This window comes from Rudaea sp., from assembly GCF_047601565.1.
Classification (GTDB): Bacteria; Pseudomonadota; Gammaproteobacteria; order Xanthomonadales; family Rhodanobacteraceae; genus Rudaea.
In genome coordinates this window covers 3,534,681-3,559,152 of record NZ_JASGIY010000001.1, presented here as the reverse complement: position 1 = coordinate 3,559,152, position 24,472 = coordinate 3,534,681, and the positions used below count along the sequence as shown (strand labels likewise).

General features: G+C 66.1%; 22 protein-coding genes and 2 pseudogenes. 13 read left to right on the top strand and 11 right to left on the bottom strand.

Going from position 1 to position 24,472, the window contains the following annotated elements:
* Window positions 1–6 precede the first annotated feature (6 nt).
* The gene (gene serA, locus QM741_RS15845) at window positions 7–1,242 is read right to left on the bottom strand and encodes a phosphoglycerate dehydrogenase (RefSeq protein WP_415208612.1); all 1,236 of its coding nucleotides are present in this window, start codon (window positions 1,240–1,242) and stop codon (window positions 7–9) included.
* Between the two features lie 126 nt (window positions 1,243–1,368).
* Here serA and QM741_RS15840 point away from each other — a divergent pair, with 126 nt between their 5' ends.
* Window positions 1,369–2,784: an FAD-binding oxidoreductase gene (locus QM741_RS15840; RefSeq protein WP_415208611.1), complete on the top strand. Its 1,416-nt coding sequence runs from the start codon at window positions 1,369–1,371 to the stop codon at window positions 2,782–2,784.
* An 18-nt stretch (window positions 2,785–2,802) separates the two neighbouring features.
* On the opposite strand, the gene QM741_RS15835 is transcribed toward QM741_RS15840, so the two are convergent.
* On the bottom strand, window positions 2,803–4,986 hold the full coding sequence (locus tag QM741_RS15835; RefSeq protein WP_415208610.1) for a hypothetical protein: 2,184 nt from the start codon (window positions 4,984–4,986) through the stop codon (window positions 2,803–2,805).
* A gap of 181 nt (window positions 4,987–5,167) precedes the next feature.
* Here QM741_RS15835 and pip point away from each other — a divergent pair, with 181 nt between their 5' ends.
* Window positions 5,168–6,118, top strand: a complete 951-nt coding sequence (gene pip, locus QM741_RS15830; protein WP_415208609.1) for a prolyl aminopeptidase — start codon at window positions 5,168–5,170, stop codon at window positions 6,116–6,118.
* 47 nt (window positions 6,119–6,165) lie between these two features.
* On the opposite strand, the gene ccmE is transcribed toward pip, so the two are convergent.
* The 8 genes and pseudogenes from ccmE to QM741_RS15790 form a co-directional block, all read right to left on the bottom strand.
* Window positions 6,166–6,615, bottom strand: a complete 450-nt coding sequence (gene ccmE, locus QM741_RS15825; RefSeq protein WP_415208608.1) for a cytochrome c maturation protein CcmE — start codon at window positions 6,613–6,615, stop codon at window positions 6,166–6,168.
* Entirely contained in the window at window positions 6,612–6,785 is a 174-nt protein-coding gene (ccmD, locus tag QM741_RS15820) for a heme exporter protein CcmD (RefSeq protein ID WP_415208607.1), read from the bottom strand. Before ccmD ends, ccmE begins: the two co-directional genes overlap by 4 nt.
* Window positions 6,778–7,552 (bottom strand): annotated as a pseudogene (locus QM741_RS15815) (heme ABC transporter permease). Before QM741_RS15815 ends, ccmD begins: the two are co-directional and overlap by 8 nt.
* Before the next feature lie 142 nt (window positions 7,553–7,694).
* Entirely contained in the window at window positions 7,695–8,690 is a 996-nt protein-coding gene (locus QM741_RS15810; RefSeq protein ID WP_415208606.1) for a cupin-like domain-containing protein, read from the bottom strand.
* 7 nt (window positions 8,691–8,697) lie between these two features.
* Window positions 8,698–9,381 carry a heme exporter protein CcmB gene (gene ccmB / locus QM741_RS15805; protein ID WP_415208605.1) on the bottom strand — a complete coding sequence of 228 codons (684 nt, stop codon included), beginning with the start codon at window positions 9,379–9,381 and terminating at the stop codon, window positions 8,698–8,700.
* On the bottom strand, window positions 9,378–10,040 hold the full coding sequence (gene ccmA, locus QM741_RS15800) for a heme ABC exporter ATP-binding protein CcmA (RefSeq protein ID WP_415208604.1): 663 nt from the start codon (window positions 10,038–10,040) through the stop codon (window positions 9,378–9,380). The genes ccmB and ccmA overlap by 4 nt, the downstream gene beginning before the upstream one ends.
* A gap of 43 nt (window positions 10,041–10,083) precedes the next feature.
* Window positions 10,084–10,704 carry an HAD-IA family hydrolase gene (locus tag QM741_RS15795; protein ID WP_415208603.1) on the bottom strand — a complete coding sequence of 207 codons (621 nt, stop codon included), beginning with the start codon at window positions 10,702–10,704 and terminating at the stop codon, window positions 10,084–10,086.
* A gap of 6 nt (window positions 10,705–10,710) precedes the next feature.
* A pseudogene (locus tag QM741_RS15790) lies at window positions 10,711–12,760 on the bottom strand (3-hydroxyacyl-CoA dehydrogenase NAD-binding domain-containing protein).
* A gap of 166 nt (window positions 12,761–12,926) precedes the next feature.
* Between QM741_RS15790 and rpoE the strand changes: the two are divergent.
* The 9 genes from rpoE to recO all read left to right on the top strand — a co-directional run bounded on the left by rpoE (window position 12,927) and on the right by recO (window position 21,606).
* Window positions 12,927–13,532: an RNA polymerase sigma factor RpoE gene (gene rpoE, locus QM741_RS15785; protein ID WP_415209144.1), complete on the top strand. Its 606-nt coding sequence runs from the start codon at window positions 12,927–12,929 to the stop codon at window positions 13,530–13,532.
* On the top strand, window positions 13,525–14,184 hold the full coding sequence (locus tag QM741_RS15780) for a sigma-E factor negative regulatory protein (protein WP_415208602.1): 660 nt from the start codon (window positions 13,525–13,527) through the stop codon (window positions 14,182–14,184). Before rpoE ends, QM741_RS15780 begins: the two co-directional genes overlap by 8 nt.
* A gap of 141 nt (window positions 14,185–14,325) precedes the next feature.
* On the top strand, window positions 14,326–15,762 hold the full coding sequence (locus QM741_RS15775) for a Do family serine endopeptidase (protein ID WP_415208601.1): 1,437 nt from the start codon (window positions 14,326–14,328) through the stop codon (window positions 15,760–15,762).
* Between the two features lie 183 nt (window positions 15,763–15,945).
* Window positions 15,946–17,736 (top strand): translation elongation factor 4, encoded by a 1,791-nt coding sequence (gene lepA / locus QM741_RS15770; RefSeq protein WP_415208600.1) that lies wholly within the window; start codon window positions 15,946–15,948, stop codon window positions 17,734–17,736.
* Between the two features lie 69 nt (window positions 17,737–17,805).
* Window positions 17,806–18,711 carry a signal peptidase I gene (gene lepB, locus QM741_RS15765; RefSeq protein ID WP_415208599.1) on the top strand — a complete coding sequence of 302 codons (906 nt, stop codon included), beginning with the start codon at window positions 17,806–17,808 and terminating at the stop codon, window positions 18,709–18,711.
* Between the two features lie 31 nt (window positions 18,712–18,742).
* Window positions 18,743–19,135 carry a DUF4845 domain-containing protein gene (locus QM741_RS15760; protein ID WP_415208598.1) on the top strand — a complete coding sequence of 131 codons (393 nt, stop codon included), beginning with the start codon at window positions 18,743–18,745 and terminating at the stop codon, window positions 19,133–19,135.
* Window positions 19,136–19,147: 12 nt separating this feature from the next.
* Window positions 19,148–19,798, top strand: a complete 651-nt coding sequence (gene rnc, locus QM741_RS15755) for a ribonuclease III (protein WP_415208597.1) — start codon at window positions 19,148–19,150, stop codon at window positions 19,796–19,798.
* 3 nt (window positions 19,799–19,801) lie between these two features.
* Window positions 19,802–20,716: a GTPase Era gene (gene era, locus QM741_RS15750; protein WP_415208596.1), complete on the top strand. Its 915-nt coding sequence runs from the start codon at window positions 19,802–19,804 to the stop codon at window positions 20,714–20,716.
* A 197-nt stretch (window positions 20,717–20,913) separates the two neighbouring features.
* Window positions 20,914–21,606, top strand: a complete 693-nt coding sequence (recO, locus tag QM741_RS15745) for a DNA repair protein RecO (protein WP_415208595.1) — start codon at window positions 20,914–20,916, stop codon at window positions 21,604–21,606.
* Window positions 21,607–21,622: 16 nt separating this feature from the next.
* Here recO and QM741_RS15740 read toward each other — a convergent pair whose 3' ends face one another.
* A complete protein-coding gene (locus QM741_RS15740; protein ID WP_415208594.1) occupies window positions 21,623–22,366 on the bottom strand; it encodes a response regulator in 744 nt (247 codons plus the stop codon).
* A 183-nt stretch (window positions 22,367–22,549) separates the two neighbouring features.
* Between QM741_RS15740 and rlmD the strand changes: the two genes are divergently transcribed.
* Both rlmD and QM741_RS15730 read left to right on the top strand, forming a co-directional pair.
* Window positions 22,550–23,848 carry a 23S rRNA (uracil(1939)-C(5))-methyltransferase RlmD gene (gene rlmD / locus QM741_RS15735; RefSeq protein WP_415208593.1) on the top strand — a complete coding sequence of 433 codons (1,299 nt, stop codon included), beginning with the start codon at window positions 22,550–22,552 and terminating at the stop codon, window positions 23,846–23,848.
* Between the two features lie 110 nt (window positions 23,849–23,958).
* Entirely contained in the window at window positions 23,959–24,471 is a 513-nt protein-coding gene (locus tag QM741_RS15730; protein ID WP_415208592.1) for a CYTH domain-containing protein, read from the top strand.
* Window position 24,472: the final 1 nt, after the last annotated feature.

The following is a 24,472-nucleotide window of genomic DNA, read 5'->3' as shown; positions in this document are numbered from 1 at the left end:
GCGGGATCAGTACAGTACGCGCGTACGCAGCGTGCCGGGGATGGCCGCCAGCGCGCTCCGCAACTTGTCCGCATCCGCCGCCGTGGTCGACACGTCGATGACCACATAGCCCAGCTTTGCGTCGGTCTGCAGGTACTGCGCGTCGATGTTGATGTTGTCGCGCGAGAACACCTCGTTGAGGCGCGAAAGGATGCCCGGCGTGTTGCGATGGATGTGCAGCAGGCGCTGGCTTTTCGGATGCTCGGGCAGCGACACCTCGGGAAAATTGACCGCTGACAGCGTCGAGCCGTTGTCGCTGTAGCGCACCAGCTTGGCGGCGACTTCGATGCCGATGTTGTCCTGCGCCTCGAGCGTCGAACCGCCGACGTGCGGGGTGAGGATCACGTTGTCCATGCCGCGCAGCGGCGAGGTGAACTCGTCGCCGTTGCCTTTCGGCTCGACCGGGAACACGTCGATCGCGGCGCCGCCGATATGGCCGGATTTGAGCGCGGCGGCGAGCGCGTCGATGTCGACGACGGTGCCGCGCGCGGCATTGATCAGCAGCGCGCCGGGCTTCATCCTGGCGAGCTCTTTCGCGCCGATCATCCATTTCGTCGACGGCGTTTCCGGCACGTGCAGGGTGACAACGTCGGCGCGCGCGAGCAGGTCGTCGAGGCCCTGCGATGCGCGTGCGTTGCCGAGCGCGAGCTTGGCCTCGATGTCGTGGTAGACGACGTGCATGCCGAGGCTCTCGGCGAGCACGCCGATCTGCGTGCCGATGTGGCCGTAGCCGATCACGCCGAGCGTCTTGCCGCGCACCTCGACGCTGCCAAGCGCCGATTTCGACCAGCCGCCGCGGTGGCATTCGGCGTTCTTCTGCGGAATGCCGCGCGCGAGCATGATGGCCTCCGCTATCACCAGTTCGGCCACGCTGCGCGTGTTCGAATACGGCGCGTTGAACACCGGAATGCCGAGCGATTCCGCAGTCTCGACGTCGACCTGGTTCGTGCCGATGCAGAAGCAGCCGACCGCGATGAGCTTTCTCGCCTGGGCGAACACGTCGGCGGTCAGGTTCGTGCGCGAGCGGAGGCCGACGATGTGCGCATCGGCGATCGATTTCTTCAATTCGTCCGTCGGGATCGACTTCTTGTGGTATTCGATGTTCGTGTAACCGGCCGCCTCGAACGTATCGAGCGCCGTCTGGCTGACGCCTTCGAGCAGCAGCACCTTGATGTCTTGCTTGGGGAACGAAGTCTTGATCATGGGGCGTGGCGGCGGTGCGGAGGTGGGCGAAGACCCGTCACTATGCCAGAAATCGCCGCGCCGTGTTGCGGTGCGACACACTGCCTCGGCCTTGCTAAAATGCGTGCGAAACCACTGGGAAACGGCATGTCGGAGAGCACCACGAGCATCGCGGCGCCAGTCATTGCGGCATTGGACGAGTTGCGGCGCACTCAGTCCGATGTGAGGCTGCTGACCGATCCTGCCGATCTCGAACACTACGGTAGAGACTGGACGCGGCGCTGGACGCCCGCGCCGCTCGCGATCGCGCTGCCCGCGTCGATCGAAGAGGTGCAGACCATTGCGCGTTGGGCCAGCGCGCACGCCGTCGCACTCGTGCCTTCGGGCGGGCGCACGGGCCTGTCGGGCGGCGCGGTCGCCGCGCGCGGCGAACTCGTCGTCAGCTTCGAGCGCATGAATCGCGTGCTCGAGTTCAACGCGGTCGATCGCACATTGACCGTGCAGCCCGGCATCGCCCTCGAGACGGTGCACAAGGCCGCCGCAGAGCACGGCCTGATCTATCCGGTCGACTTCGCCGCGCGCGGCTCGTGCTCGATCGGCGGCAACATCGCGACGAACGCAGGCGGCATTCGCGTGATCCGCTACGGCAATACGCGCGAGTGGGTCGCGGGCCTCAAGCTCGTCGCCGCGAACGGCGACCTGCTCGAACTCAACCGCGGCCTGATCAAGAACTCGTCGGGCTACGACCTGCGCCAGCTCGTCATCGGCGCGGAGGGCACGCTCGGCCTTGTCGTCGAGGCGACGCTGCGCCTGACCGATCCGCCGCCGGCGTCGCAGGTGATGCTGTTCGCCGTGGCGGAGATGGCGGCGCTGATGCGCGTGTTCGCAGTCTGCCGCAGGCGCCTGAACCTGTCGGCATTCGAGTTCTTCACCGACCGCGCACTGCATCACGTGCTCGCGCACGGCGCGCAAAAGCCGTTCGACGACGTCTCGCCGTACTACGTCGTCACCGAATTCGACGCCGCGGACGAGGCGCAGCAGCAGGCCGCGCTCGAGGTGTTCGAGCAGTGCCTCAACCAAGGCCTCGTCAACGACGGCGTGCTGAGCCAGAGCGAAGCGCAGGCCGCGGCGCTGTGGCGTTTGCGGGAGGGCATCACCGAATCGCTTGCTTCACACAGGCCGTACAAGAATGATATTTCGGTACGCATCTCCGCCGTGCCGGCGTTCCTCGACGAAATGCAGGCGTTGCTGGCGCGCGAATACCCGCAGTTCGACATGGTCTGGTTCGGCCATATCGGCGACGGCAACCTGCACATCAACGTGCTCAAGCCCGCCGAGCTGGGCGACGCCGAATTCGTCGCGCAGTGCGAGCGTGTGACCAAGCTGCTGAGCGGAGTTCTGGCGCGACACGGCGGCAGCATTTCCGCCGAGCACGGCATCGGCCTGGTCAAGAAGCCATACCTGTCCGGCACGCGCAGCGCGGCGGAAATCGACCTGATGCGCGGCGTGCGCCGGGTCTTCGATCCGCAGGGACTGATGAATCCCGGCAAGCTGTTCGATTGATGCGGCTCGAGTAGAGGGCTACTGCGCGAACCAGCCGACCACGTCGACCACGAGGTGGGTGCTGCCGGACGAATTGAACAGCGAAACCTTGCCGCCGGTGCCGACGCGCGCGATCACCGCGTTCGGCACCACCTGGCCCGCCACGAAGTTGAGGCTCGAGGCGAGCGGCTTCGTCGATCCGGTCGGCCATACCGTGATGTAGCCCGGTGCGCTGGCGCCGGCCACGGTCACGTTGAGCACGACCGCGCCGACGCCGCTTGCCGGCACGCCGCCGCGGTTCAACACGGTCAGGTTGACGCTGCCGCCGGCCGCCAGCGCGCCGGTGCCGGCGAACGTGCCGTCGACCGTCGTCGCGCCCGATCGCGTGTCCATCAATCGCGCCGGCACCAGCGAGGCCAATTCGGAGCTGGCCGGGAACCAGCCTTCGAGATCGGCGATCACCTCGGTGCTCCCGGCGGAGTTGTATACCGCGACCTTTCCGTCCGTGCCGACCTTGCCGATGACGAGATTCGGCACGGTCAGGCCGGCGACGAAATTCAGGTTCGAGGTCGGCGGCTGCGCGCTCGTGTTTGGCCAGACGGTGAGATAGCCCGGCGCGGTCGGGCTGGCCACCGTGAAATTGAGGATGGCGGCACCGAGTCCGCTGGCCTGGGGCATGCCGGCGCGGCCGGCGAGGGACAGGCCGAGCGTGGCGCCGGCGGTCATCGCACCGCCGCCTTGGAACTGGCCATCGACCGTGGCCGCGCCCGCGCGCGTGTCGAGCAGACGCGCGGGCGTCGTCGCGGTCAGGCTCGAGGTGGCGCCGAAATAGCCGACGACGTCGGCGATTAGATCGGTCAGCCCGGCCGAATTGAACAACGAAACCAGCCCGTTCGCGCCGACCTTGACGACGACGAGATTCGGCGTGGTCCTGCCGGTCGTGAAGTTGAGATTCGATGCGAGCGGGCGCGACGCGTCGCCCGGCCAGACGGTGACATATCCCGGCGCACTCGGATTGGTCGCCGTCACGTTCAGCGCGACCGCGCCGACGCCCGCCGCGGGCAGGCCGCCGCGGCCGAGCACGGCGAGATCGATCTGGTTGTCGGCGTAGAGCGCGCCGGTGCCGGCGTACTGGGCATCGACCGTCTGCGCGCCGCCGCGCGTGTCGAGCAGGCGTGCCGGGTTGAGCGCGACGAACGGACTGGTCGTCGGCGTGGTCGTGGCATCGCAGGAGGGCAGCACGGTGCTGTTCCAGTCCGGACAGGTCGCGCTGCCGTTGCCGATTCCCAGCGATCCGGCACTCGGATACAACACGCTGTTGCCGCTGCTGTCCTTGAACGCGAACTGGTAGCGGTGGCAGCCGCTGCCGACGCCGCTGACGCTCGCGTGCCAGGCGCCGTTGGTCGAGCTGCCGCGACTCAGCGTCATGTTGCTGCATACGCCGTCCACGTTGATCTTCGCGCTGCTCGGCCCCGCGCTGTCGTACCAGTTCGCCCAGGCGTCGACCGTCGCCGCCTGCTGCGGGTAGTGCGAACCGGAAGGAATCTTGTGGCCGTCCGATGCCGTGCCGGCGAAATCCATCACCGCGAAGTTCCCGGTGCTCGTGTAGCCCGCGCCCGCCGCCGGACCGTATTCGCCGGTCAGGATCAGGAAGCGATGCCCGTTCCCATTGTTCTGGTCGGGATCGCAACTTGAATTGGCAGCCGGCTCGTATAGCCAAGCGTAGAAACTCGCATTCGGGCCGGAGTAACCGGCGGCGATGATTTCGCCTGCAGAGCTTACGGTGGCCCCGAACATTTGCATACGCGAGTCCCACTTGGTCCAGGCAGTTTGATCGCTACTCAGCGCACCTTGCGTACAGGAACAGGAGGCGGCGCCGGAGCAGGTGTTCGGATACAGGGCCGCAACATTGGAAACCAGCGTGCAGTGCGAGGAATGGTCGAAATAACCGTTGATCCGCATGTGGTCGCCGTGGAAGCGCGCGGAACGTTCGAGATTGAAATCGAGATGGCGCGGCGCCGCGGGCGAACCGTAGCAGGAGGATTCCAGGCAACTGCCGCTCGGGCAGGCAGCCAGATCGGCCTGCGGATCCGAGCGCGCCCGGTTCATCCACTCCAGCAGCACGCGCTCGGCCCAGTTCGGGTAACCGTTGACGGCTTCCCCTTCCGCAGCGGCGCGATCGAGCGGAATCGACAGGGCGGTGAAGTACACGAGAAATGCCAAGGCGCGACGTATCGGGAATCCCGTTAAAATGATCACGGATTCTTCATCCTGTGGCCGAAATGGCCGTGATTGCCCCTTGGCGTCAATTTAGCCTGATGGCGACGATGGAATTGTGTGATGCGGATCACGTCGCGAGCTGCGGGTTTCGCGAATTGCCGCCTGTTCAGGGAAACTCAAGCCAATGTCGGAACTGCGTACGCTGTACCCGGAAATCGAACCCTACGAGAGCGGCATGCTGCCGGTGTCGTCGCTGCACACGATTTACTACGAGCAGTGCGGCAACCCGGACGGCAAGCCGGTCGTCTTTCTGCACGGTGGACCGGGTGCCGGTTGCAATGCGCGTTCGCGCCGCTTCTTCGATCCGAAGCATTACCGCATCGTGCTGTTCGACCAGCGCGGCTGCGGGCGCTCGACGCCGCATGCCGAGTTGGTCGACAACACCACCTGGGATCTCGTGCAGGACATCGAAACGCTGCGTGCGCACCTCGGCATCGGCACTTGGCAGGTGTTCGGCGGCTCGTGGGGCTCGACGCTCGCGCTGGCGTATGCGCAGACGCACCCCGCGCGCGTCACCGAACTGGTGCTGCGTGGCATCTTCATGCTGCGTCGCTGGGAGCTCGAATGGTTCTACCAGCACGGCTGTGATGCGCTCTACCCCGATGCCTGGGAGCATTTCCTCGCGCCGATTCCGCCGGTAGAACGCCACGATCTGATGAGTGCCTACTATCGCAGGCTGACCTCGGACGACCTGAGGATCCGGCTCGAAGCGGCCAAGGCCTGGTCGATCTGGGAAGGTTCGACGAGCTATCTCGCGCCGAGCGTCGACTACGTGAATTCCACCGGCGCGGACCGCTTCGCGCTCGCGTTCGCGCGAATCGAGTGCCACTATTTCGTGCACGGCGGTTTCTTCGAGCGCGACGACCAGATTTTATACAATGCGCACAAGTTGAAAAAGATACCATCCGTGATCGTGCAGGGTCGCTACGACGTGGTCTGCCCGATGCGCAGCGCCTGGGATCTGCACCGCGCCTGGCCCGAGGCCGACCTGCGCATCGTCGGCGACGCGGGCCATTCGGCGTTCGAGCCGGGTATCACGCATGAGCTGGTCGGCGCGACGGATCGGTTTCGCTGAAGTCCATGCTCGTCATTTCAGCTTTTTCTGGAATGACGATACAGAGATTACTGCTTGGTTTCAGCCGAATGCGCGGCCTTGGCTTTGGCGATCGCGTCGGCGACTTCCTTCGGCATGTAGCTCTCGTCGTGTTTGGCCAGCACTTCGCGTGCGACGAAGCGGTCGCCCTGCATCTCGCCGGTCGCGACCACGCTCTGGCCCTCGCGGAACAGGTCGGGCAGGATGCCGGTGTACTCGACCGGCACCTGCTTGAAGCGGTCGGTGACGACGAAATCGACCTTGAGCGATTCCGGATCGCGCCGGATCGAATGTTCGAGCACGACGCCGCCCAGCTTGAAGCTCGCGCCGGCCGGCGCCTTGCCGGCCAGCGTTTCGCTCGGCGAAAACAGATAGGTCATGTTCTGGCTCAGCGCGGTCACGGTCAGCGCCGCGGCGACGCCGACGGCGAGCAGGATCAGGCCGACCGCGATCAGGCGTCGTTTGCGGGTGGGGGTCATTGGCTGGATTGCCTCCTCGTTTCGCGGCGCAGGCGCGCGGCGAGCGCGCGCAGCGTGGCGCGGCGTTGCCAAAGAGGCGCCAGCGCGTCCGCGAGCAGCACGACGGCGAACACCGCGTAGGCCGCCCAGACGTAGGCGCCATAGCCGCCCATGCGCAAGAACTCAGCCATGCGCGCGGGCCTCCCGCGCGGGGTGCGCGAGCGCGATCTCGCGCACCCATTCCTTGCCCGATTCGAGCGCGAGCAGTGCCGCACGCGAACGCGCGAGCAGGCTGGCGAAAAAGTATACGTGCGTGGCGAAGGCCATCGTCAGCAACGGCCAGAGCATGCTCGACGAAATCTTGGACTGCCCCACCAGGCTCACGGTCGTGCCCTGGTGCAGCGTGTTCCACCACACCACCGAATAGTGCACGATCGGCAGGTTGACGATGCCGATCAGGACGAGGAAGGCGGCCGCGCGCGCGGCCTGGCGCGCGTCCTCGATCGCGTGATGGAGGCCGATCACGCCGAGGTAGAGAAACAGCAGAGACGAGTTCGCTGGTCAGGCGCGCGTCCCAGGTCCACCACGTGCCCCACATCGGCTTGCCCCAGAGCGAGCCAGTGACCAGGGTGATGAGCGTGAACGCCGCACCGACCGGCGCGCTCGCCATCGCCAGCGTTTCCGACAGCTTGATGCGCCACACCAGGGCGATGAACGCGTTCGCCGCCATGAACGCGTAGGCGAACAGGCTCATCCATGCGCAAGGCACGTGCACGTAGATCATTCGGAACGAATCGCCCTGCTGGTAGTCGGCCGGCGCGATCGCGAGACCGCCATAGAGGCCGACCGCGGCGGCGGCGAGCGCGATCGCATACAGCCACGGCAGACAGCGCCCGGCAAGCCGGTAGAAGTAGGGCGGCGAGCTGCATTTGTGGAACCAGAGCACGAGCGGATTCATGGCTTCTCGAAGGCCGTCGTTCCGGCATGGGCCGGAATGGCGCGCAGAGCGCCTGGCGTGCGGGCCGCCGACGCCAGCGGGGCGTGAGCATAGCAGAGCGCCGCCGCTGCGATGTGCGGCGCACTGCCGCGGGCGAGGGTTGTCATGGTCTCGGTTGCGCCCATTGCTTCAACCACGCGACGAGTTCGGGCGTGAGTGGGCCGAGCACGCCGCGCCGCCCGGGCGGGATGTGTGTGACCGGATCTTCGCTGCCGAACACGTAGTGGTCGAGCAGCGTTCTCCACGCGGCGCGTTCGGCAGCGGGCATCGACTTGTACGCGAGCAGGCAGTGCATCAGTGCGTGCAGGCCGGATTCGGTGACGCCGTCCGTGCGCCACCAGAAATTGACCAGCGCGTTGAGCCGTTCGAGCGAGGCGACGTGGTGCCACCACACCGGCGGGATGTAGATCGCGTCGCCCGGGCGCAACTCCGCGCTTTGCGCATGGGCGAGGGCAGTATGCAGGCGTGGCCAGCGCGGGTCGTCCGCCGCGTTGAGCGGCGCCATGCCGATCGCGGCCGCGGTCGGAGCGGAATCGAGCGGGCCGACGTAGAGGTTGCCGACCTGGTCGGGTGGAAACAGCGTGAAGCGGCGCCGGCCGCAGGCGACCACGGCGATGTTGTGCGTGCTGTCGAAATGCGCGGGCGTGGTCACGCGGTTGCCAAGCCAGAGCCGCGGCTGCACCGAGGCATCGAGAAATGGCACGCGATGCGTGGCGACGAGTCCGGGCACGCATTGCGCCAGCGGCGCGCTTTGCAGGGCGACCCCGCGTGGCGACGATTCCTCCCGGGCATAGGCGGCGAGGCGTTTGAGCGCATCGGTGACCGACACGCGGAAGTGTTCGTAATTGAAGCCGTCCAGCGCCGCGTCGTAGCCGATCGCGCCGTTCGCTTCGGGAGCGAGCAGCAGCACGTCGACCGGTGTGCCGTTGTCGTGGCGCGCAAGTTCCTGCGCGAAGGCGGTGTCCGACTGCTTTGCCAGCGCGACCAGCGGCCAGTCGCGGCACAGGCCGCGCAGCACGAGCGGCTGCGCGCGCTGCGTGATCTCGCGCAGGTCGAGCGTATCATCTTCGACGCGGATTTCCTCGATGGCGGTGGACATGGTTCGATCAGGTCAACGAAATCTTCAGCGCCGCTGCCGTCGCCAGCGGCGCGAGCACGAGCGCGAGCGCGAGCCACGCGGCCAGCCACAGCAGCGGTGCGCCGTAGGGCAGTCCGGCCTGCGCCGCATTGCAGGCGCCGGCGCCGAAGATCAGCACCGGCACGATCAGCGGCAGCACGAGCAGCGTCAGCAGCATACCGGAACGGCGCAGCGCGACCGTCAGCGCGACGCAGATCGCACCGATCAGGCTCAGCAGCGGCGTCGCCAGCGCGAGCGCGGCGAGCAGCACGGGCAGCACCTTGTCGGGCAGGTGCAGGAAGATCGCCAGCAGCGGCGCGACGACGATCAGCGGCAGCGCCGTGGTCAGCCAGTGGATCGCGATCTTGCACGCGAGCAGCAGCGACAGCGGATGCGGCGAGAGCACGAGTTGTTCGAGCGAACCGTCGTCGAGATCGCTGCGGAACAAGCCGTCGAGCGAGAGCAGCGCGGCGAGCAGCACCGCGACGAACACCGTGCCCGCGGCGATGCGTTCGAGCACCTGCGCCTCGGGGCCGAGCGCGAACGGAAACAAGGCGACGACGATGACCGCGAACAGCAGCGGATTGAGCGCATCGCCGCGCCGGCGCCAGGTCAGGGCGAGGTCGCGCCTGAGCAGGGCGGCGCAGGCGGCGGAAGTGGTGCCGGGTTTCATGTTTGCGCCCCGGCAGTGGTGGCCGTGCGCAATGCGATCCGGCGCGGCGTGCCCGACGTGTACGCATACGCGCCATGCGAAGTGATCAGCGCTGCGCCGCCGCGCTGCGCATGGGTCGTGAGCAAACGATTCACGAGTTCGATGCCTTCGCGATCGAGGTTCGCGTAAGGCTCGTCGAGCAGCCACAGTGCCGCCGGCACGAGCAGCAGACGCGCGAGCGCGACGCGCTTCTTCTGTCCCGCCGAAAGCAGGCGCAAAGGCTGGTCCTCGTAGCCGGCGAGGCCGACGCCGGCTAGAGCGATCGATGGCGTGATGCCGGGCCGGATGCCGCCGAGGCCGACCGCGAAACGCAGGTTCTGCAGCGCGGTCAATTCGAGCTTCATGCCGGGCAGATGGCCGAGCAGCGCAACTTGGTGCGAGAGCCGCGCGAGGGTCAGGTGCACGCCATTGAGCAGCACCTCGCCCGCAGTCGGTTCGAGCAGGCCCGACAGCACCTTGAGCAACGTCGTCTTGCCGCTGCCGTTGTCGCCCTCGATGAGCACGACTTCGCCCGCGGCGAGGGAAAAGTCGAGCGGCCCGAAGATCGGCTCTTCGTTGCGCGCATAGGCGAGCTCGCGCGCTTCGAGCAACGGCGGTTTTTCGTGAAGGTCGGCGTTCATCGGCCGCGCATGCTACCGCATCCGTGGGAGTCGATGCGCGAAGTCAGGGCGCTTGCTCGCGCATTGCGCCGGATTGCCGAAGAAACCGCAGCAGACCGACAGGATCGGCAAAGTGATGACTGCGGATGCCGAGCTGTGCGGCCGCGTCGATGTTGGGCAGCGAGTCGTCCACGTACAGTGCTTCGCCCGGCTCCACAGCGGCTAGCTTCAACGCACTGGCGTAGAACTCCGCCTGCGGCTTCATGACCCGAAACTCGCTTGAGTTGGCGACCGCGTGGAAGCGGTCATCAAGCCTGAGTGCTCGCAAATCAGCAGGAAGGCGCGATGTCGCATTCGTCGCCAGGATCACGCGCAAATCGGGTCGGCATTGTGCGATGACATCGAGCACTTCGCGATTTGTTTCGCCGTGCGAAGCCGACCACTTCGCCACCGCTTCGTCGACATTCGACGCTGGGTGCAAGCGGCGGAGTTCCGTCAGTATGTTTGCCCGCCACACTTCATCCGGGATAACGCCGCAGACGGCAGGCAACAGAAACTCCGGCGCGAACGCAATGCGCCGTATCGCACCAGGAGGCAGGTCGCATGCTGCCTCGATGTGCGAGTCGTCGTTGCTCCAGAAGCGAATGACGCCGTCCAGATCGATAAGGAGCGCGGAAGGGTGCACGAAATGTCAGGTATTGCGCAGCGCCGGATCGTCCCAGCCCGCCTTCGGCGCGAAGCGCGCGCCGTACTTCGCCGCGAGCGCGTCGAGTTGCGCCTTGAGCTTGTCGGCGCCTTCGCTCTTGATGTGCTCGATCGGGCCGCCGCGGAACGGGGCGAAGCCAGTGCCGAAGATGACGCCCGCGTCGAGCAGGTCGGCATCGTCGGTGACGCCGTCGTGCAGACAAGCGACCGATTCGTTGAGCAGCGGCAGGATCATGCGGTCGGTGATGTCGTCGGGCGCTACGTATTTCGGATCGACCTCGGGTTTGACCGGCTTGCCGTTCTCCCACTTGTACAGGCCTTCGCCGGTTTTCTTGCCTTTCTTGCCCGCGGCGAGATAGGCGTCGAGGCTGTCGGGGATGTCGAGGTGGAGGAATTCGCCGACTTCCTTGCCGACCGAGACGCAGACGTCGAGGCCGACCGTGTCGGCCAGCTCGATCGGCCCCATCGGCATGCCGAATTTCTTTGCCGCCTTGTCGAGTACCGGACCCGGCACGCCTTCCTTGAACATGCGCAGCGCTTCGAGCAGATACGGAAAAAGTATGCGGTTGACGAGAAAACCCGGCGTGCCCTTGACCGGTACCGGCAGCTTGTCGATCTTCTTGCAGAACGCGAACGCGCGCGCCTCGTTCGCCGCATCGAGATGATTCTGGCGCACGATCTCGACCAGCGGCATCTGCGCGACCGGGTTGAAGTAGTGCAGGCCGAGGAAGCGGCCCTGCGCGCTGACTGCCTGGCGCAGTTCGTCGAGCGGGATGCTCGAGGTGTTGGTCGCGAGCAGCGCGTCGGCCTTCATCGCCGGCTCGGTCTTGCGGTACAGATCTTCCTTGGCGTCGAGGTTCTCGAAGATCGCCTCGATGACGAGGTCGGCGTTCGCGATGCCCGAGCCTTCGACGTCGGCCTTGAGCCGCGCCGTCGCCGGCGCGATCGCCTCGGGCGTTTTCAGGCGCTTGGCGAAGAGGTCCTGCGCGCGGTCGATCGCGGGCTGGACGTATTTCATCTCGCGGTCCTGCAGCGTGACCTCGAAGCCACGCAGCGCGCACCACGCAGCGATGTCGCCGCCCATGACGCCGGCGCCGACGACGTGCACGCGCTGGACGCCGGAATCGCCGCTGCCGAGCTTCTTCAGCCGTTCCTGCAGGAAGTAGACGCGCACGAGATTGTGGCAGGTCGGCGACGTCGCGAGCTTGGCGACCGCGCGCGCTTCGAGTTTGAGGCGCTGCGCGATGCTCGAACCGCCGCGCCGCCACACCTCGATCAGCGCAAACGGCGCGGGATAGTGCGACGGATTCGCCTTGGCTGCGGTCTGCTTGGCGACGATCGGCGCGAGGATTCTGCCGCACGGGCCAGAGATTCGTCGCCCACGCGGTCGCGCGCTGCGCGAATGGGCGCGGGCGCGGATGCGCGATCAGCTCCTTCGCCTCGGCGACGAGCAGTTCGGGCGAGGTGAGCCGGTCGACCACGCCGAGCGATTTAGCCGCTTCGGCCGACAGCGACTTGCCGGTCAGCATGACCGGCAGCGCCTCGGGCGCGCCGATCAGGCGCGGCAGCCGCGCCGTGCCGCCCCAGCCGGGGATGATGCCGAGCAGAACCTCGGGGAAGGCGAGACGCGTCTTCGCATCGCGCGAGGCGACGCGGTGGCGGCAGGCCAGCGCCAGTTCGAAACCGCCGCCCATGCAGGCGCCGTGGATCGCGGCGACGGTCGGGCAGCGCAGGCGCGCGATGCTCTGGAACACGCGCTGGCCGTTTTCGATGCTGGCGAGCACGCGACCTTCCTTTTCGTATTGCTCGAATTCGGTGATGTCGGCGCCGGCGATGAAGCTGTCGGGCTTGCCCGAGCGGATCACCAGGCCCTTCGGTGGCTCGAACGACAGACGCTCGGCGATCTGGCCGAGTTCGTCCATCGCCGCGCGGTCGAACGTGTTGACCTTGGCGTCGGCGTGGTCGAAGGTCAGCACGAGGATGCCGTCGGCGCCGAGGTCGGTTTTCCAGTGGGCGAAGCGCAGGCCTTCGAACATGACGGTTCCGGGTCGTATCGGGGAAGACGGTTATAATCGACGCTAGCCGGCTCTGGGGTCAATCGGCGTGCGATGCACATCGACGGCGAGGCGGAACTTTCATCGCGAATCCCGGTCTAGCAACGTCATGCTCGATCGGGTCGAATACAAACGGAGTATGGCCCGGATGGGTGAGGCGGACACCGACCGCGAGCTGGTCGAACGTGTACAGAAAGGAGACAAGCGCGCTTTCGACCTGCTGATACGCAAGTACCAGCACAAGATCGTGAGCGTGATCTCGCGCTATGTCTCCGACTGGAGCGAATGCCAGGACGTGGCCCAGGAAGCCTTCATCCGCGCGTATCGCGCGATCGGGAACTTCCGCGGCGACGCGCAGTTCTACACGTGGATCTACAAGATCGCGATCAACACGGCCAAGAACTATCTGGTCTCGCAGGGGCGGCGGCCGCCGAAGGACGATATCGCGGTCGAGGACGCCATGCTGCTCGACGGCGGCGCCTGGCTCAAGGACCGCGCCACGCCCGAGCACGAACTTTTGCGTCAGGAAATTGAACAAACGGTCTTCGATACGGTCGAACAGTTGCCGGAAGAATTGAAGACGGCAATCACGTTGCGCGAGGTGGACGGTTTGAGCTACGAGGAAATCGCCGAACGCATGGGTTGCCCGATCGGCACGGTCCGCTCGCGCATCTTCCGCGCGCGCGATGCGATCGACCAGAAGCTGCGTCCGTTGCTGGGGCAGGATCAGGATCCAGATACCGACAATGAGTGAACAACCGTTTTTCCAATCCATGAATCCGAACCAGGCCATTGCCGATTCGCTCGGCGAACAGTTGTCCGCGCTGATGGACGGCGAGCTCGCGCGCGACCAGGTGCGCTTCCTGCTGCGCGGCGTCGAGGCGCAGACCAGCCTCGCCCGACGCTGGTCTAGCTACCAGATCATCGGCGCGAGCCTCCGGCGCGAATACGTGGCCGTCGCCTTGCCGGCGGATTTCGCCCATAGCGTGATCGGACGGCTCGACGGCGGGACTTCCGTCGCGGTTCCGGTCCCGTCGCGGCGCATCGGCATCGGCGCGCTGCGCTGGATCGGCGGCGGCGCGATCGCCGCGGCGGTCGCCGTGGTCGCGCTGACCGTGACGCGGCCGGTGAACGAGGCCGCCGCGCCGGCCGTCGCGCTGGCAGAACAGACCTCGGTGCTGCGCCCGTCGTCGCAGCCATACCTGCCACTGGCGCGACCGTTGCCCGGCACGAATTCGCCCGTATTCGGCTCCGATGCGATGCGCCCGGCCAGTTTCGAGCAGGTGCTGCCGAGCTACTACCTGCCGGGCGGTGTCGAGCCGCTGCCGAATCGCATCGAAACCGGACGTTCGCCTTACCTGCTGCGTCTGCCGGTGCAGGATCCCACCGTTCCCGCGCAGCGTTGAGCGCGCCCGTCTTAACGCGGGCTGACCCGCTGCGTGCGCGACGCCCGTCCGGCCGGAACCCGGGCGGGCGTCTTCCGTTCCAAACCCTCGTTCGTTCCATAGCGTTTCCCGTATCCCAGGAAATTGTATAAAGGTATATATATGATCAAGGTATACAAAATCGGCGCGTTCGCCGCGCTGTTCGCCCTTGCGGCCGCGGCGCATGCCGATCTGCCCGATTTCACCCAGCTCGTCGAAAAGAACGGGCCCTCGGTGGTCAACGTCATGGCCATGAAGGGCGACGGCAACGCCGCGCAGAGCGACGACGCCGACGATCAGGACGACGACGGCGGCCCGCAGAACGTGCCGCCCGGCATGCAGGATTTCCTGCGCCGCTTCTTCGGGCCGAACGGTCCGCACGGCGGGCATCCGCAGGGGGGCGGCGAATCGCTCGGCTCGGGCTTCATCATTTCCGGCGACGGCTACGTGCTGACCAACAATCATGTGGTCGAAGGCGCGGAAAAGGTGATCGTGCGCCTCACCGACCGCCGCGAACTCGATGCGAAGGTGGTGGGCACGGACAAGACCTCCGACGTTGCGTTGTTGAAGGTCAACGCGACCGGCCTGCCGGCGGTGAACATCGGCGATTCGTCCAAGCTCAAGCCCGGCCAGTGGGTGGTCGCAATCGGTTCGCCGTTCGCGATGGATCACACCGTCACGCATGGCGTGGTCAGCTACGTCGGCCGCGGCGGCCGCGGTTCGGAACAGTACGTGCCGTTCATCCAGACCGACGTGCCGATCAATCCGGGCAACTCGGGCGGCCCGCTGTTCAACCTCGACGGCCAGGTGGTCGGCATCAATTCGCAGATCTACTCGAACTCGGGCGGCTACATGGGCGTCTCGTTCGCCGTGCCGATCAACATGGCGATGAACACGGTCGAGCAGCTCAAGACCACGGGCAAGGTCAGCCGCGGCATGATCGGCGTGCAGGTCCGCAGCATCGGCCGCGACGACGCCAAGGCGCTCGGTTTGAGCCAGGTCGGCGGTGCGCTGGTCAACGATGTCACCTCCGGCGGCGGCGCCGAGAAAGCGGGTGTCCAGCCGGGCGACGTCATCGTCGCTTACGACGGCAAGCCGATCGATCAGTCTTCCGACCTGCCGCTGCTCGTCGGCAACACCAAGCCCGGTACGACGGCCAATCTGAAAGTGTTCCGCGATGGCAAGACGATCGACCTGCCGGTTACGGTCGGCGAACTGCCGGCGGACAAAGGCGGCAAGCTCGCCAGCCTCGGCGGTCCGGCGAAGCCGAACAGCAATCCGCTCGGCATCACGGTCGAGAATATCTCGGCCGAGGATCGCAAGGCGCTCGGTCTCAAGGATCAGAACGGCGTGTTGATTTCGCAGGCCGGCCCGATCGCGCAGCGCAGCAGCCTGCAGCGTGGCGATGTCGTGCTCAAGGTTGGGCGCAGCTACGTCAAGAACGCCGCCGAGTTCCAGAGCGCGGCGAAGGACCTGAAGCCCGGCGACTCGGTCATGCTGCTGGTCAAGCGCGGCGACGATGCGCAGTTCGTGACGTTGACGGTGCCGAAGAAGGGTTAGTCCGGCGCGGTCGCGCCAGACCAACTGCCGCCGTTGAGCTGCCTTTGGCAGCTCAACGGCGGCGATGAAGGCCCGCCGCTTGGCGGGCCTTTTTGCTTTCCAGACAGCCGAATTTCCTTTCGATTCATGCGATAATCCCCGTTTTGCCGGCGCGCCTCGCGCCGGTTTGTTTATCGACATCGCATGGAACTCATCCGCAACTTCTCCATCATCGCCCACGTCGACCACGGCAAGTCGACGCTGGCCGACCGCATCATCCAGATCTGCGGCGGTTTGGCCGAGCGCGAGATGGAAGCGCAGGTGCTCGACTCGAACCCGATCGAGCGCGAGCGCGGCATCACGATCAAGGCGCAGTCCGTCTCGCTGCCGTACACGGCGCGCGACGGCAAGACCTACCAGTTCAACTTCATCGACACGCCGGGCCATGTCGACTTCAGCTACGAAGTCAGCCGTTCGCTGTCGGCCTGCGAGGGCGCGTTGCTCGTGGTCGACGCGGCGCAGGGCGTCGAGGCGCAGTCGGTCGCGAACTGCTACACCGCGGTCGAGCTCGGCCTCGAAGTCGTGCCCGTGCTCAACAAGATCGACCTGCCGACCGCCGACGTCGAAAAAGTGAAAGAAGAAATCGAGGCCGTGATCGGCATCGACGCGACCGACGCGGTCGCGATCAGCGCGAAGACCGGCCTCAACGTCGTCGACGTGCTCGAGGCCATCGTCGCGCGCATTCCGCCGCCGAAGCCGCGCGCCACCGACCGCCTGCAGGCGCTGATCATCGATTCGTGGTTCGACAACTACCTCGGCGTCGTCTCGCTGGTGCGCGTGATGCAGGGCGAGATCAAGCCGCGCGACAAGCTGCTCGTGATGTCGACCGGGCGCACGCACGAAGTCGATCAGGTCGGCGTGTTCACGCCGAAACGCTTGGTCAAGGACGCGCTGCGCGCGGGCGAGGTCGGCTGGGTCACCGCGTCGATCAAGGACGTGCACGGCGCACCGGTCGGCGACACGCTGACGCTCGCGGGCAAGCCGGCCGAGAAACCGCTGCCGGGCTTCCAGCAGATGCAGCCGCGCGTGTTCGCCGGCCTGTTTCCGGTCTCGGCCGACGACTATCCGGCGCTGCGCGAAGCGCTGGAGAAACTCAAGCTCAACGACGCCGCGCTCGTGTTCGAGCCGGAATCGTCCGAGGCGATGGGATTCGGCTTCCGCTGCGGCTTCCTCGGCCTGTTGCACATGGAAATCATCCAGGAGCGGCTCGAGCGCGAATACGACCTCGACCTGATCACGACCGCGCCGACCGTGATCTACGAAATCCTGCGCACCGACGGCAGGGTCGAGCCGCTCGACAACCCGGCCAAGATGCCGGCGGTGAACTACATCGAGGAAATCCGCGAGCCGATCATCGTCGCCAACATCCTCACGCCGCCCGACTATATCGGCAACGTCATCAAGCTGTGCGAGGAAAAGCGCGGCGTGCAGCGCTCGATCCATTACATGGCGAGCCAGGTGCAGATCAGCTACGAGTTGCCATTGGCCGAGGTCGTGCTCGATTTCTTCGACAAGCTCAAGTCGGTGTCGCGCGGCTACGCCTCGATGGAATACCATCTCGAACGCTTTCAGGCCGCGCCGCTCGTGCGCGTCGACGTGCTCGTCAACGGCGACCGCGTCGATGCGCTGAGCCTGATCCTGCACCGCTCGAACGCCGACCGCCGCGGCCGCGAACTGGTCGAGAAGATGAAGGAGCTGATTCCGCGCCAACAGTTCGACGTCGCGATCCAGGCGGCGATCGGCGCGCAGATCATCGCGCGTTCGAGCGTCAAGGCGCTGCGCAAGAACGTGCTCGCCAAGTGCTACGGCGGCGACGCCACGCGCAAGCGCAAGCTGCTCGAGAAGCAGAAGGAAGGCAAGAAGCGCATGAAGCAGGTTGGCAGCGTCGACATTCCGCAGGAAGCGTTTCTGGCGGTGTTGCAGATGGACAAGTAGGTTTTTCTCGTCATTCCGGCGAAGGCCGGGATGCCGGATGCTAAAGAAGAGTTTTCGCAGGGAACAACGATGGATTTCGATTTCGCATTGCTGCTGGTCATCCTCACCGCCGTCACCGGCGTGACCTGGCTGTTCGACCGGCTGTTCCTGTACAAGGGCCGCGCAGCGCGCGCGCAAGCATTGGACAAGGTCGGCGGCACGCCCGAGGAACGCTCGCATCGCAACGCGGAAGCCTTGCGCGAGCCGGCGATTGTCGAATACGCGCGCTCGTTCTTCCCGGTGATCCTGATCGTGCTGCTGTTCCGTTCGTTCATCGCCGAGCCGTTCAAGATTCCGTCCGGTTCGATGATCCCGACGCTGCAGATCGGCGATTTCATTCTCGTCAACAAGTTCGCCTACGGCCTCCGCCTGCCGGTGCTCAACACCAAGATCATCGAGACCGGCTCGCCCAAGCGCGGCGACGTGTTCGTCTTCGTCTACCCGGGCTTCAAGTGCGTGGTCGACGGCAAGGAAGTGCGCATGCAGCGCTCCTGCGGCTCGTACGGCAACACGCCCGTGCAGAAGATGAACTACATCAAGCGCGTGATCGGCCTGCCGGGCGACACGATCACGTATCGCAACAAGACGCTCTACGTCAACGACAGGGAAGTGCCGCAGACCGATGTCGGCCCGTTCGGCGGCCCTTTCAGCCAGGATCCGCACACCTGCAATCTCGCCGGGGCCGATATCCGCGAGGAGGCGCTTGCCGCGGCGGACCACCGCATCCTGCACATGCCGAATCAGAACGGCGCCGAGGGCACTTATGTCGTTCCGGTTGGCCAGTATTTCGCGATGGGCGACGACCGCGACTGCAGTGAGGACAGCCGCTACTGGGGCTTCGTGCCCGAACAGAATCTGGTCGGCCGCGCCTTCGTGATCTGGATGAACTGGGACGGCGGCATCGATTTCAAGCGGCTCGGGACGCTGATAAAGTAGCCGCTACGTTTTCCTCAATTGGGGGCGAATCATGCGAGTGCGCAACCGGCAACAAGGTCTCAGCATCATCGGGTTCCTCATCGTCCTGGCCGTGGTCGGCTTCTTCGCCTATGCGGCGATGCTGCTGATTCCGGCGTATACCGAGTATTTCGGCGTGGTCAAGGCGATGAAGGCGCTCGCCGAGGACGCGGGCGCAGCCAACATGCCGATCGAGCAGATCCGCAGCAAGCTCGGTTTCAACATGAACCTGCAGTACGTCGGCGACAACACGGTTCCGCCGAACGCGATCAAGCTCAACACCCAGGGCGGCGCGCGCATCCTGCAGGTCGTGTACGACAAGCAGATTCCGTTCCTGTACAACGTTTCCCTGCTAGTGCATTTCGGGCACGAGGAAAGTCTGGGCGGCCCGAACACGGGATACTAGGGCCGCCCGCCGTTGACCCGCATCGCCTACCGCTTCACCGACGCCGCGCTGCGCGAGCGCGCGCTGACCCACCGCAGCGCCGGCGCGGACAATAACGAGCGGCTCGAATTCTTCGGCGACGCGCTGGTCAACGCCGTCGTCGCCGAACTTCTGTTCGAGGAATTCCCCAAGGCGGCCGAAGGCGAGCTGACGCGCCTGCGCGCACGCCTCGTCAGCGAGCCTGCGCTCGCGGCTATCGCTCGCGGACTCGATCTAGGCGACGCGCTGCACCTCGGACCCGGAGAGCTGAAAAGCGGCGGATTCCGTCGTGACTCGATTCTCGCCGACGCGTTCGAGGCGATCGTCGGCGCGGTCTACCTCGACGGCGGTTGGGCCGTGTGCCGCGGATTCGTGCGCGCGCTCGTTGCGCCGCGCATCGAGGCCGCGGCGACAATGGACGACAAGGACGCGAAGACGCGCCTGCAGGAGTGGCTGCAATCGCGCGGCGAGCCGTTGCCGGCGTATGAACTCGTGGCGACGAGTGGTGCCGACCATGCGCGCGTGTTCGACGTCGAATGCCGCATCGACTCGTACGCCGTGCGCGCCGCCGGTCGCGGCAGCAGCCGCCGCGCCGCCGAACAGGCGGCGGCCGGCGCGGCGCTTGCTCTGCTGCAGCCGGACTGAAACATGGCCGAAATCACCATGGAAAACGACGTGCACCGCTGCGGTACGGCGGCGATCGTCGGCCGGCCCAATGTGGGTAAATCGACTCTCGTCAATGCGCTGGTCGGCGTGCGGCTTTCGATCATCGGGCCCAAGCCGCAGACGACGCGTCATCGCATTCTCGGCATCGTCACCCGACCCGCCGGCCAGATCCTGCTGCTCGACACACCGGGCCTGCACGCGGGCGGTGCGCGCGCGATCAACCGCCAGCTCAACCGCGCCGCGCGCAGCGCGGTTGCCGAGGCCGACGTCTGCGTGCACCTGATCGAGGCGGGGCGCTGGACCGACGAGGATCAGCTCGTGCGCAACGTGCTGACGGACTCGCCGCGGCCGCGCCTGCTCGCACTCAACAAGGTCGATGTACGAAAGGATAAAAAGCAGCTTTTGCCCTTCCTGCAGAAAGTCGGCGGCGACGGTTTCTACGCCGCGGTGCTGGTGATTTCCGCGCGGCGGAGCGACGGCATCGATGCGCTCGAACACGCGATCATCGAGCACCTGCCGCCGGGGCCGGCGCAATTCGGCGAGGACGAGTTCACCGACCGCAGCGAACGCTTCCTCGCCGCCGAACTGATCCGCGAGCAATTGATGCTCCGGCTCGGGCAGGAGCTGCCGTACGCGGCGACCGTCGAGATCGAAAGCTTCGCCGACAACGAAAACGGCATGAGCGAAATCCATGCCGTGATCTGGGTCGAGCGCGAAGGCCAGAAGGCGATCGTGATCGGCAAGGGCGGCGAGCAATTGAAGGCGATCGGCAGCGCCGCGCGCTTGGCCATGAACCGCCTGTTCGGGCGCCGCGTGCATCTCAAGCTTTGGGTCAAGGTGCGCGAGAACTGGTCGGACGACGAGGCTGCCCTGCAGCGCTTCGGCTATGGCGAATAGGCTGTTGCCTTCCTTCTCCCTTCGGGAGAAGGTGCCCGAAGGGCGGATGAGGGGAAGACGCGACAGTTTCCGACACTGTTGGGTCGTGTGAGGCTTTTCCCTCATCCGGCGCTTTAGTGACGCGGCTTCTCCCGGTGGGAGAAGGGAAGAAAATTGTTCTCCATTCTTGACGATTCCCGATTCCCCATTCCCGCACAATGCGCATCGAGCAACAGCCTGCCTTCGTCCTGCACGCGCGCGCCTACCGCGAAACCTCGCTGCTGCTCGAATGCCTGACGCGCGATCATGGCCGCGTCGGCCTCGTCGCGCGCGGCGTGCGTCGCGAACGCGGGCGCACGCCACGCGCGTTGCTGCAGCCGTTGCTGCCGATCCGCCTCGGCTGGAGCGGACGCGGCGAGTTGGCGACGTTGACGCAAGTGGAAGCCACGGCGCCCGGAATCGGATTGGCCGGCGACGCGCTGCTCTGTGCGCTTTACCTGAATGAGCTGGTGTTGCGCATGACGCCGCGCCTGGATCCGCATCCGCACCTGTTCGACGACTATGCCGAAACCCTCGTCCGGCTGGCGCGCGGCGAGACGCAGACGTGGACGCTGCGCCGCTTCGAGCGCGACCTGCTCGCCCATCTCGGCTATGCGCTCGTGCTCGACGTCGACGGCGACGACGGCGCGCCGCTGGATGCCGAGCGCGATTATGCCTATCGCCACGAACACGGCCCCGTGCCGTGGCGCGATGCGCGCGACGGCGTGCGCGTGCGCGGCGCCGCGCTGCTCGCGCTTGCGCGCGACGAGATGCCGGCGAGCGAGCATCTTCCTTCGTTGCGACGGCTGATGCGCGCGGCGATCGCGGCGCACATCGACGGCGAACTGCGGTCGTGGAGCATGCTCGTCTGACGAGTGCGGCGAGGAATCACGCCTTGCCCAAGGCCGAAATCGTGGCGGATACGGCTGCGAGCAACTCGTCGCGCCCGGCATCGCCCGATCGCTTCAATTCGCTTTCGAGCCGTTCCGCCACATCGAGCAGGCGCATGGCGCCGCAGTAGCGGCACGAGGCGCGCAGGCGGTGCAGCCAGTCGCCGAGTTCGGGCGCGGGCAGTACGGCGATGCGCGCTGACACGCTTTCGAGTTCCTGCGCAAGCAGGCTGCGCAACGCACGCAAGGTCTGCCCGTCGCCGCCGACGCTGGCGAGGGCAGGGCCGTCTTCGAGCAGTGCGGGCTCCGCGGATGCCGCCAATGCGGCCGCCGATACATTCGCGCCGCTGCCATGCCGTCGCCCGCGCCATTGCGGCAAGTGCGTGGCGAGCAGCATGGCGAGTCGTTCCATGCCGATCGGCTTGGTTACCGCATCGACGTAGCCGGCCGCGGCGAGTTCCGCGCGCGCCGGCGCATCAAGCTCGGCGCTGGTGGCGACAGCGGGCGCCGTGCAGCCGGCACGGTGCAGTTCGCGCAGCAGCGGCGCACCGCCCAAGCCGGGCATGCGCCGGTCGAGCAACAACAAGTCACAGGCCGATTGTGCGCAGGCGGCGAGCGTGGCACGGCCGCTCGCCGCGCCGACGACCGCACAGCCGAGTTCACGCAGGGCCGAGGTGAGGAACTCGAGGCTGACCGGATCGTCGTCGGCGACGAGTACGCGTGGCGTGGGGCGTTCATCCATGTTTGGACAAGGAGCAGGTGGCGTTTCGGCCCCGGATCAGGTCCGGAGCAGGCTTCGCCCGCTGCGCGGGCTGCGCTCGGCGCGAACGATGTGGAATCCATGCGGATTTCCCGGACTATAGCAGCAGACAGCGCCGGCTCCGCGCAGACTGTTATCCTATGCGGCCCATTTTTCCGTGCGCGCATGACCTCGATCGAAGCCGACATCACCGACCTGGGCCACGACGGCCGCGGCGTGACGCACGTTGCCGGCAAGGCCGTGTTCGTTGCTGGCGCGCTGGCGGGCGAGCGCGTGGGCCTGCGCTACACGGGCAAGCACCGGCATTACGACGAGGCGACCGTGGAAGAAGTGCTGCGCGCATCGCCCGACCGCGTCGTGCCGCGCTGTGCGCATTTCGGCGTCTGCGGCGGCTGCGCGTTGCAGCACCTGATGCCCGAGGCGCAGATCGCGGCGAAGCAGCGCGTGCTGCTCGAGAATTTCGAACGCATCGGCAAAGTGCGGCCCGAGGAAATCCTGCCGCCGCTGACCGGCTCGCCTTGGGGCTATCGACGCCGCGGCCGGCTCAGCGCGAAGTTCGTCGAGAAGAAGGGGCGCATGCTCGTCGGCTTCCGCGAAACGAACGGCCGTTACGTCGCTGACATCGAGCGCTGCGAAATACTGCATCCCGCGGTCGGCGAGCGCATCGGCGCGATCACGGCTCTGCTCGAATCGCTCGAAGGCAAGCGCGAGATTGCGCAGATCGAAATCGCCGCGGGCGACAATCTCGTCGCGCTCGTGTTCCGCCATCTCAAGCCGTTGTCGGGACCCGATACGCAAGCGTTGATCGCGTTCGGGCAGGCGAACGATTTCGCGATCTTCCTGCAACCCGGCGGCATCGACAGCGTGGCGCCGCTGTGGCCGGCGCATGCGCAATTGAGCTTCGTGCTGCCGGAATACGACGTGACGCTCGATTTCCGCCCGCTCGATTTCATTCAGGTCAACGGCGGCATGAACCGGCGCATGATCGACCACGCGCTCACGCTGCTCGCTCCGCGGCCCGGCGACCGCGTACTCGACCTGTTCTGCGGTCTCGGCAACTTCACCTTGCCGCTGGCGCGCCGCGCCGCCCAGGTCGTCGGCGTCGAGGGCGAGGCTGGCCTCGTCCAGCGCGCACGCGACAACGCGGCGAAGAACGGCATCGCCAACGCGACGTTCCACAGCGCCGACCTTTCCGCCGACCAGCGCGCGACGGTTTGGGCGAAAGCCGCCTACGAACTGCTGCTGCTCGATCCGCCGCGCTCCGGCGCGGATGCGGTACTCGACTATTTGCCGCGCAAGACGACGCGCCGCGTGGTCTACGTTTCGTGCCATCCAGCTTCGCTCGCTCGCGACGCCGGCATCCTCGTCGAGAAACATGGATTCAAGCTGAGAAGCGCGGGCGTGATGGACATGTTTCCGCACACCGCGCATGTGGAATCCATTGCTTTGTTCGAGAAAGATTGAATGAAAGGCGGAAGACTGAACCACGAAGAACGCGAAGGAAGCGAAAAAAGTTTCTTCCGGCCTTTTCTTCGTGTACTTCGTGGTTCGATCTCTTGACCTCGAGGTTTCGCATGGGCGTCGAAATCGAAAGAAAATTCCTGGTGGCGAGCGATGCGTGGCGTGCGCGCGCGACGAAGTCGGTGCGCATGGTGCAGGGCTATCTGATCGACGCGGGCCTCGTCCAGGCGCAGGCCGGCACGCGCTGCTCGCTGCGTGTGCGTGTCGGCGGCAATGCGGCGTGGCTCAACATCAAGTCGGCGACGCTCGGCGTCGAACGGCAGGAATACGACTATCCGATTCCGGTCGCCGATGCCGAGCGCATGCTGCGCGAGTTTTGCAATGGCGTTGTCGAAAAAGTGCGCCACTATGTGCCGCATGCGGGACTCACCTTCGAGGTCGACGAGTTTCTCGGCGACAACGCAGGGTTGGTCGTGGCGGAGGTCGAGTTGCAGTCTGCCGATCAGGCCATAGCGAAACCGGAATGGCTGGGGCGCGAAGTGACCGACCATTCGCGCTACTACAATCTCAATCTGCTGCAATACCCGTACTCGCGCTGGAGCGAGCGCGAACGGGCCGGAGAATGAT

What these genes read in the sequence shown, in the direction of transcription:
- serA (WP_415208612.1), bottom strand. Translation starts at nt 1,242, where the DNA reads ATGATCAAGACTTCGTTCCCCAAGCAAGACATCAAGGTGCTGCTGCTC.
- QM741_RS15840 (WP_415208611.1), top strand. Translation starts at nt 1,369, where the DNA reads ATGTCGGAGAGCACCACGAGCATCGCGGCGCCAGTCATTGCGGCATTG.
- pip (WP_415208609.1), top strand. Translation starts at nt 5,168, where the DNA reads ATGTCGGAACTGCGTACGCTGTACCCGGAAATCGAACCCTACGAGAGC.
- ccmE (WP_415208608.1), bottom strand. Translation starts at nt 6,615, where the DNA reads ATGACCCCCACCCGCAAACGACGCCTGATCGCGGTCGGCCTGATCCTG.
- ccmD (WP_415208607.1), bottom strand. Translation starts at nt 6,785, where the DNA reads ATGGCTGAGTTCTTGCGCATGGGCGGCTATGGCGCCTACGTCTGGGCG.
- QM741_RS15810 (WP_415208606.1), bottom strand. Translation starts at nt 8,690, where the DNA reads ATGTCCACCGCCATCGAGGAAATCCGCGTCGAAGATGATACGCTCGAC.
- ccmB (WP_415208605.1), bottom strand. Translation starts at nt 9,381, where the DNA reads ATGAAACCCGGCACCACTTCCGCCGCCTGCGCCGCCCTGCTCAGGCGC.
- ccmA (WP_415208604.1), bottom strand. Translation starts at nt 10,040, where the DNA reads ATGAACGCCGACCTTCACGAAAAACCGCCGTTGCTCGAAGCGCGCGAG.
- rpoE (WP_415209144.1), top strand. Translation starts at nt 12,927, where the DNA reads ATGGGTGAGGCGGACACCGACCGCGAGCTGGTCGAACGTGTACAGAAA.
- QM741_RS15780 (WP_415208602.1), top strand. Translation starts at nt 13,525, where the DNA reads ATGAGTGAACAACCGTTTTTCCAATCCATGAATCCGAACCAGGCCATT.
- QM741_RS15775 (WP_415208601.1), top strand. Translation starts at nt 14,326, where the DNA reads ATGATCAAGGTATACAAAATCGGCGCGTTCGCCGCGCTGTTCGCCCTT.
- lepA (WP_415208600.1), top strand. Translation starts at nt 15,946, where the DNA reads ATGGAACTCATCCGCAACTTCTCCATCATCGCCCACGTCGACCACGGC.
- lepB (WP_415208599.1), top strand. Translation starts at nt 17,806, where the DNA reads ATGGATTTCGATTTCGCATTGCTGCTGGTCATCCTCACCGCCGTCACC.
- QM741_RS15760 (WP_415208598.1), top strand. Translation starts at nt 18,743, where the DNA reads ATGCGAGTGCGCAACCGGCAACAAGGTCTCAGCATCATCGGGTTCCTC.
- era (WP_415208596.1), top strand. Translation starts at nt 19,802, where the DNA reads ATGGCCGAAATCACCATGGAAAACGACGTGCACCGCTGCGGTACGGCG.
- recO (WP_415208595.1), top strand. Translation starts at nt 20,914, where the DNA reads ATGCGCATCGAGCAACAGCCTGCCTTCGTCCTGCACGCGCGCGCCTAC.
- QM741_RS15740 (WP_415208594.1), bottom strand. Translation starts at nt 22,366, where the DNA reads ATGGATGAACGCCCCACGCCACGCGTACTCGTCGCCGACGACGATCCG.
- rlmD (WP_415208593.1), top strand. Translation starts at nt 22,550, where the DNA reads ATGACCTCGATCGAAGCCGACATCACCGACCTGGGCCACGACGGCCGC.
- QM741_RS15730 (WP_415208592.1), top strand. Translation starts at nt 23,959, where the DNA reads ATGGGCGTCGAAATCGAAAGAAAATTCCTGGTGGCGAGCGATGCGTGG.